Origin of the sequence: Epilithonimonas sp. (genome assembly GCF_032054305.1) — a bacterium.
GTDB lineage: Bacteria > Bacteroidota > Bacteroidia > Flavobacteriales > Weeksellaceae > Epilithonimonas.
In genome coordinates this window covers 328,000-344,660 of sequence record NZ_DAMBSX010000004.1, presented here as the reverse complement: position 1 = coordinate 344,660, position 16,661 = coordinate 328,000, and the positions used below count along the sequence as shown (strand labels likewise).

Here is a 16,661-nt window from a genome sequence, read left to right as displayed (position 1 = left end):
ATTAATAATTAAGATTTTGGAAAATACTGAGATAAAGAGAAATGTGATTCGTGATAAGTCCTTCGATTTTTCTGTAAGGATTATTAATCTTTTTAAATTATTAACTTCAGAAAGAAAGGAGTTTGTTTTATCAAAACAATTATTAAGGTCAGCAACATCGATTGGTGCAAATATATAGAAGAAGTAATGCCTCTTTTAGCAAAAAAGAGTTTGTTGTGAAACTGCAAATCTCTTACAGAGAAGCTTTTGAAGCATATTATTGGATAAAATTATTACATAAAACAGAATTTATAAATGAAGTAGAATTCAAATCATTAGAAAAGATGTAGAGGAAATTATTAAATTATTAACAACTATTTTAAAAACCACTAAACAAAATATTAACGACACGAAGAAATATTAATTCTTCATTTTTAATTATTAATTACAAAGATATGAGCAACAGAATATTATTAGTAGAAGACGACCAGAGTTTTGGCGCAGTTCTTAAGGATTATTTGACAATCAACAACTTCGAGGTGACATTGGCAACCGACGGAGAAATAGGACTGAAAGAGTTTACAGAAAAAGAATTCGATATCTGCATTTTCGATGTAATGATGCCGAAAAAAGACGGATTTTCTTTAGCAGAAGATGTAAAGAAAATTGATAAAAACACGCCAATCATTTTCTTGACTGCTAGAAATATGCGTGAAGACATTTTAAAAGGTTATCAATTAGGAGCGGATGATTATATCACAAAGCCATTTGATACTGAGTTACTTCTTTACAAAATCAAGGCGATTTTACAAAGAAGCGCTGTTTTGGAAAATGAAGACCAGGAGCAGTTCAAAATCAGTAATATCTTCTTCGATTCTATGTTGAGACAACTAAGGGTAGGCGAGAACGAATACAAGCTTTCTCCAAAAGAAAACGAACTTTTGAAATTGCTTTGCATCCACAGAAACGACTTTATGCCGAGAGATTTGGCATTAAGAAAAATCTGGAAAAAAGAGAATTATTTCACAGCGAGAAGTATGGACGTTTACATCGCAAAACTGAGAAAACTTCTGAAAGATGACGAAGGTTTGGAAATCATCAATGTTCACGGAGAAGGTTTCCGTTTGTTGGTAAAAAATCCTTAATCCAATTTCAAATAAAGAAAACCCTTTCAGAATTCTGAAAGGGTTTTATACTTTTTACATTGTACATTTTACAAAATACAAAGATTTAATTCGTTGCCATATTCTGCTTTGGAGAACCAAGGATTGGATCCGTTTTTTCAGCATTTTTCAGCCATTCAGAACTAGCGAGATAATTTTGATCAGGATAATAGATAAACAGACAAGTTTGATTTTTTATCGTATCAATGATTGGTTGTGCCATTTCTCTGGAAACCGCAGGACAACCCCAGCTTCTTCCTAATCTTTTCTCCGATCTGATAAAATCCTCGCTAACATAATTGGCTCCGTGCATCACAATGCATCTTTCCAACGCTGCGTCGTTATAACCTTTATCCATTCCGAATAGTCTCATAGAATAGCCATTGTCGCCGTTATAAGCCTGTTCTGTGATATAGAAACCAAGGCTCGACTGATGCGAATCTTCTGTGTTGGAAAAATTGGTTGCGAATTCTTCACCCGTTCCTTTTCCGTGTGCGACCAATGTGTTGAACAGCACTTTTTTCTCATCCAAATCAATCACCCAAAGGCGTTTTCTGTTAGAAGATAAACTAAAATCACAAATCGAAAGCAACTTGGCTGACGGCACTAGTTTTCTGGATTTTTTCAAATTTTGGAATCCTAAAAAGGCTTTTTCAAAGACCTCAAAATTCAATTTTTCATCCGTAAACTGAAGTTCTTTATAGATCTCTTCTGCTGGATTTTGTGGTGAGAAATTCTTTTTTGGGCTTAGTTTAATTTCTTTGACGCTTACTGTTGGGTGAGAAAAATTCTCAGAACTCGCAGGATAAAAAGACGTCGTGATCATATAAACTAAGCATAACAATAATGGAAATTTCTTCATTAATTATAATATTAAGTTTTTGTTTTAGTGGTGCAAAATTATATATAAATCATTTTCAGATTGTTACAATCAAAATTTTTAACGATTTTTTAGTAAACTTTAACGCAATTACTCATCTTTTTGAACGATTTTCATTAAGACTTTATTATGATTAAGATTTTTAAAGTGATAAATTGCATTAAACTTTTGGAGTATGCCAACACTTAAAATTGCAGGTATCAATCTCGATATTTCTTGGAAAAAAAAGGAACAGAATTTCAAACAAATTGAAGAAGAATTGGGTTCTGTTGAAGCAGATTTGTTTCTACTTCCTGAGATGTTTTCTACCGGATTTTGTATGGAAGCTGAAGAAGTTGCAGACAGAAATCTAGAAACTTTGACTTGGATGAGATTCTTTGCTAAAAACAAAAATTCAGCAGTTGCAGGCAGTGTTTCCGTGGAAGAAAATGGGAAATTCTATAACCGGTTTTATTTTGTTTTTCCAGACGGAACTTTCGAATATTACGACAAAAGACATTTGTTTTCTTATTCCGGAGAAGACAACATTTATACTGCCGGAAAGGCGCGAAAAATAATTGATTATAAAGGATTTAGGATTCTTTTACAGGTTTGTTTTGACTTACGATTTCCTGTTTTTTCAAGAAATCAAAATGATTATGATGCCGTTTTATACGTTGCGAATTGGCCAAAATCCAGAGTTGATGCTTGGAAATCATTATTGAAAGCCCGTTCGATAGAGAACCAAGCTTTCCTTTTTGGATTAAATAGAATCGGAACAGACGGTTATAATCTTGAGTATGAAGAAAGTTCCTTAGTGTATTTCCCTGATGGAAGAGAAATCTCTGAAAGAAAAAGTAACCTCATCACAACTGAATGGAATTTGGATGAATTGAAAGAATTCCGAAATAAGTTTCCTTTTTTGAATGAGAGGGATGAATTTGAAATTATTCCTTAATTTTGCAAAAACACTTTTAAACAATGAAAAACATATTTACACTATTCTTTATAAGTCTTATTCTGTTTTCTTGCTCGAGAGATAATGAAGATGAAGTTATCGAAAACAATGAGCCATTAATTACAAAAATGAGTCTCATTTTATATCCAAACTCATTTCCTTATGGTAATTCAGAATTAAGTTTTAATTTTCAATATGATAATAATAAACGTCTGATTAAAAAGACTGGTGGTTTTCTTTCTGTTTCCGGATCTACTGGATTTGACGGCTATTTTACTGATAAAATTTATACAACTTTGGTTTATGATAATAATAAAGTTACAGTAGAAAATTTTTCTTCCTCTCCTGATTTTACAGTTCCAAAGCAGTCTAAATATTTTGTCTTAGATAATAACAAACAGATAACACAAAAAGATGTTCCAAGCACAATGTATAGTAGTTATCGTGATGAAAGACAATTTTTCACATACAATACTAGCGGGCAACTTACCGAAATAAAAACAACTTTACCAAATATGCCTTATTATCCACCAGATGATTACACAGAAACTTATTTAGAAAAATTCTATTATGATTCAAAAGGTAATCTAACCAAGTCCGAATACATTTTTCAAAAGGACGGTGTGAATACTAGTGAGAAAACAGTTCGTACTTTCGAAGACTACGACAATTCTTATAATCCTTGGAAAAGATTATATCTTCTGGATGAGTTTTTTTATCGTTCAATTTCTAAAAATAATTTTAGAAAATACACAGAAGTTAAGTATGATTATTATGGAAATATAACTTCAACAATAGTAAGAGATTGGGGTTTCAATTATGATTCTAGCGGAAATATTATTATCAATTAGAATACTGCTCCAGCAGTCCAACCAAAGAATTCACGTCGTGAACACCACTTTCTTTCCAAAGCAATTCTCCATTTTTGAAAATTGCTAAAGTTGGAACGCCACGAACACCATTATCAGTAGCTATTGACGGGAATTGGTCAACATCAATTTTTACAATTCTTGCTTTTTCGCCAACCTGCTCTTTTACAGAATTCAAAACCGAAGACTGAACTTTGCAAGGCTGACACCAAGTGGCAAAAAAATCAATAAGAACAGGACGCTCGGATTGAATTAATTCTTGAAATTTTTGTGACATTTTACTAGATATTAGAAGTTAGGTTTTAGATATTAGACTCTTCGAAAGCCTCAGAGTGACAAAATTCTGCATTGTCAGGCTGAGCCTAAGTTTGACGAAGGAAAGCCTTTTTAATTCTACAAAGTCTTACTTTGACAAACAAAATTGCTCAATGGAAATTTCTCTGTTTTCTTGATTGCATTGAACCCGCCATCAATCTCAGTGAAATTCCTATAACCTCTTGACTGCAAAATACTTGCCGCAATCATACTTCTGTAACCTCCAGCACAATGAATATAAAAATGTTCAGAATTATCTAAAGAATTGACCCAATCGTTGATGTATGCCAACGGTTTGCTGTAAGCCTCATCGATATGTTCCGCTTCATATTCTGTTTCTTTTCGAACGTCGATAACTTTCACATTTTCTGAAAATTCCTCTGAAAATTCCTCTACGGAAATTCTTTTGATTTCGTCTGTTTCTTTACCAGAATTTTTCCAAGCTTCGAAACTTCCTTTCAAATAACCTAAAACATTATCAAATCCTACGCGACTCAATCTCGTAATTACTTCTTCCTCCGTTCCTGCATCAGAAACCAAAAGAATCGGCTGCTGAACATCCACGATCATCGCTCCCACCCAAGGTGCAAAATCGCCTTTGATACCGATGTTGATAGAATTCGGAACAAAACCTTTGTGGAAGATTGCGGCACTTCTGGTGTCCAGAATCAAAGCTCCGGTTTCTTCCGCCGCAGTCTCAAAATCTTCTACAGACAAAGGATTATTTCCTTTTTTCAGGACCTGGTCAAAACTTTCGTAGCCGCCTTTGTTCATTGCTACATTCATCCCGAAATATTTTGGTGGAGCAGTTAATCCATCAAGAACTTCATTAATAAAGGATTCTTTATCCGGTTGATTTAGAGCGTAATTCGTTCTTTTTTGATTTCCCAAAGTATCCACAGTTTCCTTCTGCATATTCTTTCCGCAGGCAGAACCAGCACCGTGAGCCGGATAAACAGTAATAGAATCATCTAAAGGCAGAATCTTGGTTTGAAGACTATTATAAAGCATTCCTGCCAAATCTTTTTCCGTTATTTCGCCAGCTTTTTGAGCCAAATCCGGTCTTCCAACATCACCTAAAAACAAAGTATCCCCAGAGAAAATAGCCGTTTCTTTTCCACTTTCGTCAATCAATAGGAAAGTAGAACTTTCCAAAGTATGTCCTGGGGTGTGAAGAACTTTTATCTTGACTTTTCCAACTTCAAAAACCTGATCATCCTCAGCAATAATCGCATCGAAATCAGGTTTAGCTGTTGGTCCGAAAACAATTGGCGCATGGGTTTTCTTAGACAGGTCCAAATGTCCCGAAACAAAATCAGCGTGAAAATGGGTTTCAAAAATATATTTCAGTTTCACTTGGTCTTTTTCCAAACGCTCAAGATAAGGCTTAACTTCTCTTAATGGGTCAATAATTGCGGCTTCATTCTCAGAAACAATGTAATACGCTCCTTGCGCAAGACAGCCTGTATATATTTGTTCAACCTTCATTTGGATATCGATGGATTTTAATCAAACTTTTATTTTAAATGTTATTGCGGTTATAGTTTGTATTACAAATATGAGGTTATTTGGATTAACTATAAATAATTTTTAAAAGATATTATGAATAATTTCGATTTGAAATTAAACAAATGTTCAAATCTCATCACATTATCAATAGTTAAGCCCATAACTAGGGCAGATTTATGATTTATGACATACTTTTAATATTTAGGATGCTTCCAATATTTTTGGATTTACATTAATTAAGAAAACATTGAATTATTAAAGGTCATTTTATTATTTTTATTGGACCAAAACAATTAATATGATCCTGAATCCTGTTGACATTGTAGAACACATTGAAAAAGAAGACTTCCAAAAGAAATATTTCAAACCGCACAGACCACTTTTGATAAGAGGTTTTGCAAAACAATGGGGCGCTTACGAAAAATGGAACCTTGATTACATTCGGGAAAAGGCGGGCGAACAAATTGTTCCGATCTATGATAACAAACCTGCTGACGCCAACAAAAGTTCTGATACACCGGCAGCAAAGATGAAAATGAAGGATTACATTGATACCATAAAAAGTAAACCTTCTGACCTCAGGATATTTTTTTATATCATCACCGATAAACTTCCGGAATTGTTACAGGATTTCACTTATCCGGATTTGGGGATGAAATTCTTCAAACGACTTCCTACATTATTTTTTGGAGGAAGTGAAGCACATGTACTGATGCATTATGATGTTGATCTGGGAGATTTTTTCCATGTTCATTTTGGAGGAAAGAAAAGAATTTTACTTTTTGACCAGAAGCAAAACGAAATGCTTTACAAAGTCCCATTGTCTGTTCATACGATAGAAGAAATTGATTATGACAACCCAGATTATGAAAAATACCCTGCCCTGAGGTATGCCAACGGAACCGAGATCCTGATGGAACACGGCGATGCATTGTTTATCCCTGGTGCTTTCTGGCATTACAATCGTTACCTGGAACCTGGTTTTTCTTTGTCTATCAGAGCGCTGCCCAATCGCCCTTCAAAATTCCTCAGTATGCTTTATCACGTTTTCATTATGCGGTATACGGATAAGCTGATGCGAAAAATGTTCAAGGCAAAATGGGTAAGATATAAAGAAGAATGGGCTTACAGAAAAAGCTCCAAAGCTTTGGAAAAGTTCAGGAAAAAATAATTTTCTACAACACATCCTTCTTTTTTCTGCATATTAATTTCGTATTTTAGCGCTTCTAAAATCAGAAAATTGGCAAAGAAAGAAACTCCGTTAATGACGCAATACAACACCATCAAGGCTAGATATCCTGATGCATTATTGCTATTTCGTGTTGGAGATTTCTACGAAACTTTTGGACAGGATGCGATAAAAACATCGCAGATTCTTGGGATTGTTCTCACCAAAAGAGCCAATGGCGAAGGTCACATTGAGCTGGCCGGATTTCCGCACCATTCTGTGGATTCTTATTTGCCCAAACTGGTAAGAGCCGGAATGCGTGTTGCTATTTGCGACCAATTGGAAGACCCAAAATCCGTCAAAGGAATTGTAAAACGAGGTGTTACAGAATTAGTAACTCCGGGAGTTACTTTCAATGACCAGGTTCTGACTTCCAAGAAAAACAATTTCCTGCTTTCTCTTCATAAGGAAAAAGAAAAATACGGAATGGCACTTGTGGATGTTTCAACGGGGGAATTCCTTGTGAGTGAAGGAAATCTTGAAAAATTACTTCACATCGTTCACACATTTGACCCGAGCGAAATTATCTATCAAAGGACTTCGGAAATCCCGAATCAGCTGAGAAATAAAAATGTTTTCAAGCTGGAAGATTGGGCGTTCAAATATCCTTATGCTTACGAAAAACTGACTTCACATTTCAAAACTCAATCTTTGAAAGGTTTTGGAATAGAGGAACATAAACTGGGAATCACAGCAGCAGGAGCAATCTTTGCATATTTGGTAGAAGACACGCATCATGCACTTTTACAACACATTACAAAGATTCAGGTCATTCCGCAGGATGATTATCTGATGATGGACAACTTCACATTGAGGAATCTCGAAATTGTTTATTCTGCCAATCATCAGGGAAAATCGCTTCTTGATATTATCGATAAAACGTCTACGCCAATGGGCGGAAGATTGTTGAGAAGACGTTTGATCCTTCCTTTGAAAAATATCGGAGACATCAACAGAAGATTGAACCTGATTGAATTCCTTAACAAGGAAGATTCTTTGAAATATGATATCAAAGATTTATTAAAAGGAATTTCGGATTTAGATAGATTAATTGGAAAATTAGCGGCCGAAAAGATTTCACCGAAAGAATTAGGTTATCTTCGTCAAAGTATCATCAACATTAATGAGATCAGAAAAAAACTTCTGAAATTCCCGGATGTTCTGGCTTGGATCGATCCTTTTATCAATCTTGAGGAATTGATCAATTTAATTAATGAGCATCTGAATGACGAACTTCCTGTGAACATCAACAAAGGAAATGTCATCAGAGAAGGAATTTCGGAAGAATTGGACCACTTGAGAAATCTTCAAAATAAAGGTCGAGGTTTCCTGGACGAAATGTGCCAACGCGAAATCGAAAGAACCGGAATCACAAGTTTGAAAATTGATTTCAATGGTGTTTTCGGATATTATATCGAGGTCAGAAATACACATAAAGACAAAGTTCCGGAAGACTGGATCAGAAAACAGACTTTGGTCAATGCGGAACGTTACATTACCGAAGAGCTGAAAGAATATGAAAACCAGATTCTTGGCGCTGAAGAAAAAATCGGCAAATTAGAATTGGAACTTTATAGGAACGTTTGTGAAAATGTCCTGATCTATATCGACCAATTACAGGAAAATTCAAAATTGGTTGGCGAACTGGATTGTGCAGTTGGTTTGTCAGAATTATCTGTTGAAGATAATTACACAAAACCCATTCTAAATGATTCATTCTCGATTGATATCCAGGAAGGTCGGCATCCGATTATTGAAAAATCTCTACCGCTCGGCGAATCTTATATTCCGAATGATGTTTTTCTGGACAGAGATTCTCAGCAGATCATCATGGTAACCGGACCGAATATGGCCGGTAAATCGGCAATTCTGAGACAGACAGCGATTATTTCCTTGCTGGCTCAAATCGGAAGTTTTGTTCCTGCAAAACACGCAGAGATTGGAACTTTAGACAAGATTTTTACAAGAGTTGGCGCAACAGATAATTTGTCTGCCGGCGAATCAACTTTTATGGTGGAAATGAATGAAGCTGCCAATATCCTTAATAATATCTCAGACAGAAGTTTAATTTTGCTGGACGAAATCGGACGTGGGACTTCCACTTACGACGGAGTTTCCATTGCTTGGGCGATTGCGGAATATCTCCATCAGCATCCGACGCAGCCGAAAACTTTATTCGCAACGCATTACCACGAACTGAATGAGATGTCGGTCAACTTCGAGAGAATTAAGAATTTTCACGTTTCAATCCAGGAAGCAAAAGGCAATATTATTTTCCTTAGAAAATTGATTTCCGGAGGAAGTGAACATAGTTTCGGGATTCACGTTGCAAAGTTGGCAGGAATGCCTTCTAAGGTTGTAAATCGCGCCAATGAAATCCTCAAAACTTTGGAATCCAGCAGAACAACACAAGATTCCGGAGAGAAGATCAAACGGGTAACGGAAGAAAATCTCCAGCTTTCCTTCTTCCAATTGGATGATCCTGTACTTGAAAATATCCGCGAAGAATTAACAAAGATTGACATCAATACTTTGACACCAATCGAAGCCTTGATGAAACTGAATGCGATCAAGAAGATGATCGGGCGGTAATTATTTTACACTGACAGTATCCACTTTTTTATCCGTAGAAATTGCTGCAGAATCTACGCCTTTATTTCTCATGTGTTCTGCACTCAGATTATCTTTACGCTGTTCCCGTTTGTCTTTGTCCGGGACACATGTTGCTAAAAACACTAATGAAATAATCAATACTAACTTTTTCATAACAATTAAGATTAGGTTAGGATTTTATTCTCAAAAATCAAACCGAAACATTTTTTTACTATTAAAATCTTTTTATAAATTTGAATATGAAGACTTTAATGAAATTCTTGTTATTGGTTTTTCCGTTTGTGATGAATGCACAAATTCAAACTGTTGTTTCTTTGATTAAGTATGAAGATCTGGAAAAACGCATTGGTCAGGAAAAAGACGAGTTTGTTGTGGTCAATTTCTGGGCAACAACTTGTGCACCTTGCGTCAAAGAATTACCTCATTTCATCGAAGTGAATAAAAAATATTCTCAAGATCAGAATTTCAAAATGTTATTGGTTTCTTTGGATATGGTGAGAGATAAACAGAAAGTGATCAATTTTATCAAAAATAAAAACATGACCGCAGAAGTTGTGATTTTGGATGATAATAAGAGGATGAATACCTGGATTCCGAAATTCCAGAAAGATTGGGAAGGTGAGATTCCGGTAACTCTTTTCTATAAAAATGGCGAAAAAGTATTCTTTAATAATGGCGAAATGTCTTTGGAAGAATTAGAGTCTGCAATTGCTAAACATTACAATCCATAAATATTAATAATATGAAAAATATAAAATGGCTTTCATTTGGACTAATCCTGATTTTGGGATTATTGAGTTTTACCAAAGGTTATAATTCCGGTTACAAGATTGGCGATGAGGCAACAGATTTCAAACTGAAAAATGTAGATGGAAAAATGGTTTCCTTAAGCGATTTCAAATCAGCAAAAGGTTTTATTGTAGTTTTTACCTGCAACCATTGTCCCTACGCAAAAAAATATGAAGACAGAATTATTGCGCTGGACAAAATGTACAAAGACAAAGGTTATCCTGTGATAGCTATCAACCCCAACGACCCGGCTGTTCAGCCACAAGACGGTTTTGCGGAGATGCAGGCCAGAGCGAAGGAAAAGGGATTTACGTTTCCTTATCTGGTGGACGAAGGTCAGAAGATCTATCCGATCTATGGCGCAACCAAAACACCTCACGTTTACATCTTGAAAAAAGAGAACGGAAAGAATATCGTAAAATACATTGGAACGATTGATAACAACTACGAAAATCCAAATGACGTTTCAGACTATTATGTTCAGGATGCTGTTAACCGGCTTTTGAAAAATGAGCCTGTCAAAACAGAGAAAACCGTTGCGATCGGATGTACGATCAAAGTGAAAAAATAAAAAAACCGAGGTAATAATTGCCTCGATTTTTTGTTTTAGCTAAAAACAATTCTGTGAAAATTAATTTTAAATTTGATTACAAAAACTTACTGATTGCCATCGTTATTTTCTTTGTTGAGGTTCTTATCGCAACAAAACTCAAAAATTGGTTCTTCGTAAGAGCCTATCTCGGCGACGTTTTTGTGGTGATGCTGATGTATTATTTCATCAAAGCATTTTTCGATATTAGTTCCACGAAACTGATGATCGGCATTTTCATCTTTTCCTGTCTGATTGAGTTTGCCCAGTATTTTCACTTCGGAGAATTGATGGGCTTCAAAAACAATCGCATTATGATGATCGTTCTTGGAAACTCTTTCAGCTGGTTAGATATTCTTTGTTATTTTGCAGGATGTTCGATTTTGTTTTTGATTGTAAAACTAGATCGGGATAAAAATAACAGCAGCCACAGCAGCAAGCCCAATTAATACAGACAGAACAACGTTTGGCTTCTTGATATCCCTTACTTCACTTCGCTCTATCTCTACCTTTTCTCCAGCCTTGTTCTTTCCATAGATCTTTGTAGCATCTACTTTTATGACCTCTATTTTTTGAGACTTGGCGTCTTTGGTACGGATTGTATATTTTTTATAAAGCTCTAACGTATTGTCATACATCGGCTTATTGGGGGTTACAACTCTGGTCTGGCAAGAGATCATTGTAATCAGAATTGATAATACCAAAAAAAATGTTTTAGAAAATTTCATTTTGTTATAAGATAAATAAATATGGTTTCAAATTTAATAAAATATTTCATCATCTAATGTTAAGATGTTGAGCGATTAGCCATGCTTCGCTCCAACATGCCTGGAAATTAAAACCTCCTGTAACGGCATCTATATCAAGAACTTCGCCAGAAATATAAAAATCAGAGAGAATTTTAGAGGACATATTCTTAAAATTTATCTCTTTGAGATCTACACCTCCTGCTGTTACAAACTCATCTTTGAAGGTTGATTTTCCAGTAACCGCAAATCTTTTTTGACAAATATACTCAAAGATCTGATCCATTTCCTTTTTTGAAAGATTTGCCATTTGTTTTTCAGGATCTATTTTATTAACCTCAAGAATCTTATTCCAAAAACGGTTTGTTATATCAAATATTTTGGCCTGACCAACAGATTTTTTAGGATTTTCATTTTTAAAGTTTTTCAGTAATTCTTCTGCTTCTGAAATCGATTTTGAAATAAAATTGACCTCGATATCAAATTTATATTTCAGTTTGGCCAGAGTTCTTGCCTCCCAGGCCGAAAGTTTCAGAACAGCAGGCCCGGAAAGCCCCCAATGCGTGATCAAAAGAGGCCCGGCGTCTTCAGTTTTAAGACTCGGGATTTTGATTTCAGCATTTGCGAAACTTGTTCCCGGAAGATCCTTTAGGAGATCGTCCTTGATGTTAAATGTAAAAAGAGAAGGAACCGGTTCTATGATCTTGTGCCCAAGATTCCCAATGATCTTCAAAGATTTTGGAGAACTTCCGGTTGTATAAACAACAACATCAGCTGTGTAACTTTCTGATTTTGTATTAATAAAATAAATATCATCCTCCTTGATAATCTCAGAAACAGAAACCTGATTCCTGATCTCGAAACCTTTATTTCTCACCTCATTGATCAAAATATTGATAATACTTTGAGAAGAGTCCGTCGTTGGAAAAACCCTGTTATCTTTTTCAATTTTCAAAGGGACATTCCTGGATTCGAACCAATCCATGGTATCGCCCGGCTGAAATTTGGTGAACACACTCAGCAGCTCACGGTTTCCCCTGGGATAAAAATTCACCAACTCCCTAGGGTCAAAACAAGCATGGGTCACATTGCAACGCCCACCTCCGGAGATCTTAACTTTTTGCAAAACGTCCGAATTTTGTTCGAGAATTGTGACATAGAATTTATTCTCGTCAAGATTAGCAGCCGTGAAAAAACCAGCAGCACCTCCGCCAATAATGATTACACTTTTCTTTTTTAGCATTGATTTTTTTCCTATAAAAATCGACATGTCACTCCTTCGGAGCTCTCATGCGAGTGATATTAATTTCTCTACAAACATATCGCACCTTCGGTGCTTTCTATTCGATGCACAAAATTACATTTTTAATATCCACCTCAAATGGTTATTTTTGAACAATATTAAAATCGAAAAGAATGTCTGTTTATTATCATAAATTCGAAGTGAGATGGAGCGATATAGACGCCAACCGTCATCTTGGAAACTCTACATATGTTGACTACTGCTCGCAAACCAGAATGGCCTTCCTCAACAAAAATAAAATCGGTCTGACACAGCTTAACCGGTGGGGTGTTGGTCCTGTAATGTTGCACGAGAGATATTCCTTCTTCAAAGAGATCTATGCCGACCAGACGGTTTTCGTGGGATTGGAAGTTGCTGCAATGTCGGAAGACGGAATGATCTATCAGTTCGTTCACAAATTCTACCTTCCTGATGGAACGCATTGTGCAACGGCCGAAGCGACCGGCGTCTGGATCGATATGATGTTGAGAAAAACAACAACTCCGCCGGAAGACATTATCTTGGTTATGAATGAATTCAAATCTGAAAATGTGCAGACGATCTCCAGAGAATTTTTAAAGACATTGCCTTTCCGGCCAGAAAACGTGGATGTTTCACTTTTCGAAAACCTTAAATAATTTTAAATTATGCTCGAAGATAAATCACAAGAACTGACACTGATCTCCAAGCTTGGGGAATTCGGATTAATAAAACATCTTACAGAGAATTTCCCAATTGTTCAGAACTCTACAAAACTTTCGATTGGTGATGATGCAGCCATTATTGACCCTGAAAATCAAAAAGTTGTAGTTTCAACGGATATGCTGGCAGAAGGTGTCCATTTCAATTTGGGTTATGTCCCGTTAAAACATTTGGGTTACAAAGCGGTTGTTGTCAACCTCAGCGATATTGCTGCAATGAATGCAACTCCGACTCAGATCTTGGTTTCCGTTGCAGTTTCCAATCGTTTTCCCGTGGAAGCTTTGGAAGAAATCTATGCAGGAATTGCATTGGCCTGTAACAGATATAAAGTAGATTTAGTTGGCGGAGATACAACAAGTTCCAACGCCGGATTAGTGATAAGCGTGACAGCGATCGGGCTTGAAAATGAAGAAAAGATCATTAAAAGAAGTGGTGCAAAACCCAATGATCTTTTAGTGGTTACTGGAGATCTTGGAGGCGCTTATCTTGGTCTTCAGATCTTGGAAAGAGAGCATTCTGTCTATTTGGCCAATCCGAACATGCAACCTGAGATGGAAGGCTATGATTATATCCTCGAAAGACAATTAAAACCTGAGGCAAGAACAGATATCAAGAAAAAATTAGAAGAGCTGGACATTCTACCAACTTCTATGATCGATATTTCTGATGGATTGGCTTCTGAAGTTTTACATCTTTCAGATCAATCGAAAGTGAGCTTTAATGTTTATGAAGAGAAATTACCAATGGACGAAACTACGATCCATACAGCTGATGAATTGAATCTTAATCCAGCAATGGCAGCATTGAATGGAGGAGAAGATTACGAATTGCTTTTCACGATCTCTCCTTCAGATTTTGATAAAATTAGAAACCATCCTGACTTTACAATTATTGGTCATGCAACAGAAGAAGGGCAAGGAAATTTCTTGGTTGCGAGAGGTTCCAATCAATTAATTCCGTTAACTGCGCAAGGCTGGGATGCATTCCTCAATAAAGAATAGCTTTTGGAATAAAACTTGTAAAACACATTCATATTAAAATAAAACGATGAAAATTTTAAAAATTTCTTCTTACGCTTTGGTTGTATTGGGACTCACCGCTTGTGTTACCAATCCGATCACGGGCAGGTCTTCTATCCAAATCGCAAATAATTCTGAGATAGCAACAGCTGCAGCATCAGAATACAAAACTACCTTATCCACTTCTAAAGTCGTTACCGGAACAGCAGACGCCAATAGAGTGAAAAATGTGGGTGCGAGGATCAAAAACGCCGCCTATACCTATTATAAAAGTATCGGTAGAGAGGCCGATCTTGCAAATTACAATTGGGAATTCAACCTTATCCAGGACTCTCAACTGAATGCCTGGTGTATGCCTGGTGGAAAGGTGGCTTTCTATACAGGAATAATGCCTGTTTGTAAAGATGATAATGGTGTCGCCGTAGTAATGGGACATGAGGTTTCCCACGCCTTAGCAGGACACGGAAACGAAAGAATCTCTCAGGCTATGATCGCACAATATGGTGGAAGTATCCTTAGTGGATCGATGTCCAACAGTCAATGGTCCGGTATTTTTGAAAAAGTTTACCCTGTAGGTGCGCAAGTCGGTCTTTTGGCCTATGGGAGAAAACAAGAATCTGAGGCGGATAAAATGGGATTAATATTAATGTCGATCGCAGGATATGACCCTAGAACCTCTACCTCTTTCTGGCAAAGAATGCAAGCTTCATCATCAGGCAGTAAGACTCCAGAGTTCTTGTCAACACACCCAAATCCGGAGAACAGAATTTCCGACCTGAATGCAGAAATGCCAAAAGCTCTCGAATATTATAAAAAAGCAGGCGGTAAACTATAATTTTTGCTTAATTTTAAACTAACAAAATTTGAAATGATGAAAGGTTTAGTTATAATTGGGATGGTATTATTCGGGCTTGGAGCGTTGCTCTTTTATCTGAATGATATGGCCATTGATCTGAGAGTTGTATACGGCGCACTTTCTGGAATTGGAATCGGATTGATTATTGGTGGACTGGTGGGATACGTCAGCAAGGGCAATTCTGTAAAAGAAGCAAAGATCAGACAAGAATTCAAACAGCTTCAAAAAGAAAAAGCTGAACTGGAAAAGCAACAGCTGGATAATAGTCTAAATAACGGGAATATATAATAATTAAAGACTTCTGATGAACTGTCCGGGCGTTGTCTTGGTATATTTCTTAAATATCTTATTAAAATACGTAATATTATTAAAACCTGTGGCATAGCAGCTTTCTGCTATGCTTTTTTCTTGTGACAACAGTATGCAGGCTTTGTCTATTCTATACCTGTTGACAAACTCGACAAAGGTGAGTGATGTTGCCTTTTTGAAAAAATTACAGAAAGCAGGCTTAGTGAGGTTTGCAAGTTCCGCTGCCTGCTGTATGTCCACTTCATTTTGATATCCATTTTCCACATAGGTAAAAACAGCTTCCAACCTTGTTCTGTTTCTGGAAACAATAGTATATGGCATTATTTCGGTATTCATCAATTCAAAATCTTTTGTTTTTGATAATTCAAAAAGAAGATCAAGAAGTAAAAGATATCTGGTATAGCCTTCTGCCTTCGTTATTAGTTCCAGCTTAGGAATGATTTGCTTTTTCACCTCAGAAGAGAACAGAACGCCATATCTTGACATTTCCAACAGTTTTTTTACCAAACTACTATCCGGTTCTCCTTCCGGTAATGATAAAATCTCTTCCCGGAACTGGATCACAATCTCTTCGTGGGGGTCGGTCGCATTAAGGCCTAATCCAGAGTGGGGAATATTAGAACCGATCAATGCTAAAGCACCATCTTCGAAATGGCTTTTATGGTAACCAACATGTCTTGTTCCTTTGCCTTTCAACACGCAAACAATCTCAATTTCAGGATGATAGTGATATTGCCAGTTGAGTTCTGAGATTGGAATATCTTTGATGTGCAATACACGGAAAGAGCTGTTTTCGTCCGGTGAAATATGTTCAAGAATGACTTTCATTCCAGTTAATATTAATTTTAAACAAAAATAAGCAAAACATATTAATAT

21 protein-coding genes are annotated in these 16,661 nt (G+C 36.2%); 14 read left to right on the top strand and 7 right to left on the bottom strand.

Going from position 1 to position 16,661, the window contains the following annotated elements; translation table 11 throughout:
• The first annotated feature begins 43 nt into the window (after positions 1-43).
• The 3 genes from RTX21_RS10740 to RTX21_RS10730 all read left to right on the top strand — a co-directional run bounded on the left by RTX21_RS10740 (position 44) and on the right by RTX21_RS10730 (position 1,124).
• Complete coding sequence (locus RTX21_RS10740; RefSeq protein WP_312767736.1) at positions 44-178, top strand: four helix bundle protein; 135 nt, start codon at positions 44-46, stop codon at positions 176-178.
• Positions 165-329 carry a four helix bundle protein gene (locus tag RTX21_RS10735; RefSeq protein WP_312767565.1) on the top strand — a complete coding sequence of 55 codons (165 nt, stop codon included), beginning with the start codon at positions 165-167 and terminating at the stop codon, positions 327-329. The genes RTX21_RS10740 and RTX21_RS10735 overlap by 14 nt, the downstream gene beginning before the upstream one ends.
• Positions 330-434: 105 nt before the next feature.
• Positions 435-1,124: a response regulator transcription factor gene (locus RTX21_RS10730; RefSeq protein ID WP_089870393.1), complete on the top strand. Its 690-nt coding sequence runs from the start codon at positions 435-437 to the stop codon at positions 1,122-1,124.
• A gap of 85 nt (positions 1,125-1,209) precedes the next feature.
• On the opposite strand, the gene RTX21_RS10725 is transcribed toward RTX21_RS10730, so the two are convergent.
• Positions 1,210-2,004, bottom strand: coding sequence for a murein L,D-transpeptidase catalytic domain family protein (locus RTX21_RS10725; RefSeq protein WP_312767557.1), 795 nt, complete (start codon positions 2,002-2,004; stop codon positions 1,210-1,212).
• 193 nt (positions 2,005-2,197) lie between these two features.
• On the opposite strand from RTX21_RS10725, the gene RTX21_RS10720 reads away from it, so the two are divergent.
• Positions 2,198-2,959 carry an amidohydrolase gene (locus tag RTX21_RS10720; RefSeq protein WP_312767554.1) on the top strand — a complete coding sequence of 254 codons (762 nt, stop codon included), beginning with the start codon at positions 2,198-2,200 and terminating at the stop codon, positions 2,957-2,959.
• 23 nt (positions 2,960-2,982) lie between these two features.
• Positions 2,983-3,810, top strand: a complete 828-nt coding sequence (locus RTX21_RS10715) for a hypothetical protein (RefSeq protein WP_312767552.1) — start codon at positions 2,983-2,985, stop codon at positions 3,808-3,810.
• Here the strand turns inward: RTX21_RS10715 and RTX21_RS10710 are convergent.
• Positions 3,803-4,105, bottom strand: coding sequence for a thioredoxin family protein (locus RTX21_RS10710; protein ID WP_312767550.1), 303 nt, complete (start codon positions 4,103-4,105; stop codon positions 3,803-3,805). The genes RTX21_RS10715 and RTX21_RS10710 overlap by 8 nt on opposite strands.
• A 116-nt stretch (positions 4,106-4,221) precedes the next feature.
• Entirely contained in the window at positions 4,222-5,631 is a 1,410-nt protein-coding gene (locus tag RTX21_RS10705; protein WP_312767548.1) for an MBL fold metallo-hydrolase, read from the bottom strand.
• A 319-nt stretch (positions 5,632-5,950) separates the two neighbouring features.
• Here RTX21_RS10705 and RTX21_RS10700 point away from each other — a divergent pair, with 319 nt between their 5' ends.
• Both RTX21_RS10700 and mutS read left to right on the top strand, forming a co-directional pair.
• Positions 5,951-6,823: a cupin-like domain-containing protein gene (locus tag RTX21_RS10700; RefSeq protein WP_312767546.1), complete on the top strand. Its 873-nt coding sequence runs from the start codon at positions 5,951-5,953 to the stop codon at positions 6,821-6,823.
• A gap of 93 nt (positions 6,824-6,916) precedes the next feature.
• Entirely contained in the window at positions 6,917-9,472 is a 2,556-nt protein-coding gene (gene mutS / locus RTX21_RS10695) for a DNA mismatch repair protein MutS (protein ID WP_312767734.1), read from the top strand.
• Here mutS and RTX21_RS10690 read toward each other — a convergent pair whose 3' ends face one another.
• Entirely contained in the window at positions 9,473-9,646 is a 174-nt protein-coding gene (locus RTX21_RS10690) for a hypothetical protein (protein ID WP_312767544.1), read from the bottom strand.
• Between the two features lie 86 nt (positions 9,647-9,732).
• On the opposite strand from RTX21_RS10690, the gene RTX21_RS10685 reads away from it, so the two are divergent.
• From RTX21_RS10685 to RTX21_RS10675, 3 genes are read left to right on the top strand one after another with little or no spacing between them, the layout of a single operon-like run.
• A complete protein-coding gene (locus tag RTX21_RS10685; protein ID WP_312767541.1) occupies positions 9,733-10,224 on the top strand; it encodes a TlpA disulfide reductase family protein in 492 nt (163 codons plus the stop codon).
• 11 nt (positions 10,225-10,235) lie between these two features.
• Positions 10,236-10,853 carry a thioredoxin family protein gene (locus tag RTX21_RS10680; RefSeq protein WP_312767539.1) on the top strand — a complete coding sequence of 206 codons (618 nt, stop codon included), beginning with the start codon at positions 10,236-10,238 and terminating at the stop codon, positions 10,851-10,853.
• Between the two features lie 53 nt (positions 10,854-10,906).
• Positions 10,907-11,320, top strand: coding sequence for a DUF2809 domain-containing protein (locus RTX21_RS10675; RefSeq protein ID WP_312767536.1), 414 nt, complete (start codon positions 10,907-10,909; stop codon positions 11,318-11,320).
• Here RTX21_RS10675 and RTX21_RS10670 read toward each other — a convergent pair.
• Both RTX21_RS10670 and RTX21_RS10665 read right to left on the bottom strand, forming a co-directional pair.
• Complete coding sequence (locus RTX21_RS10670) at positions 11,273-11,599, bottom strand: bacteriophage spanin2 family protein (RefSeq protein ID WP_312767533.1); 327 nt, start codon at positions 11,597-11,599, stop codon at positions 11,273-11,275. The genes RTX21_RS10675 and RTX21_RS10670 overlap by 48 nt on opposite strands.
• A gap of 49 nt (positions 11,600-11,648) precedes the next feature.
• On the bottom strand, positions 11,649-12,860 hold the full coding sequence (locus tag RTX21_RS10665; protein ID WP_312767531.1) for an NAD(P)/FAD-dependent oxidoreductase: 1,212 nt from the start codon (positions 12,858-12,860) through the stop codon (positions 11,649-11,651).
• 173 nt (positions 12,861-13,033) lie between these two features.
• Here RTX21_RS10665 and RTX21_RS10660 point away from each other — a divergent pair, with 173 nt between their 5' ends.
• From RTX21_RS10660 to RTX21_RS10645, 4 genes are read left to right on the top strand one after another with little or no spacing between them, the layout of a single operon-like run.
• Complete coding sequence (locus RTX21_RS10660) at positions 13,034-13,537, top strand: acyl-CoA thioesterase (RefSeq protein ID WP_312767529.1); 504 nt, start codon at positions 13,034-13,036, stop codon at positions 13,535-13,537.
• A gap of 9 nt (positions 13,538-13,546) precedes the next feature.
• Complete coding sequence (thiL, locus tag RTX21_RS10655) at positions 13,547-14,602, top strand: thiamine-phosphate kinase (RefSeq protein WP_312767527.1); 1,056 nt, start codon at positions 13,547-13,549, stop codon at positions 14,600-14,602.
• A gap of 46 nt (positions 14,603-14,648) precedes the next feature.
• Positions 14,649-15,455, top strand: a complete 807-nt coding sequence (locus RTX21_RS10650; protein WP_312767526.1) for a M48 family metallopeptidase — start codon at positions 14,649-14,651, stop codon at positions 15,453-15,455.
• 33 nt (positions 15,456-15,488) lie between these two features.
• A complete protein-coding gene (locus RTX21_RS10645) occupies positions 15,489-15,764 on the top strand; it encodes a hypothetical protein (RefSeq protein WP_312767525.1) in 276 nt (91 codons plus the stop codon).
• 3 nt (positions 15,765-15,767) lie between these two features.
• Here RTX21_RS10645 and RTX21_RS10640 read toward each other — a convergent pair whose 3' ends face one another.
• Positions 15,768-16,613, bottom strand: coding sequence for an AraC family transcriptional regulator (locus RTX21_RS10640; protein ID WP_312767523.1), 846 nt, complete (start codon positions 16,611-16,613; stop codon positions 15,768-15,770).
• Positions 16,614-16,661 lie beyond the last annotated feature (48 nt).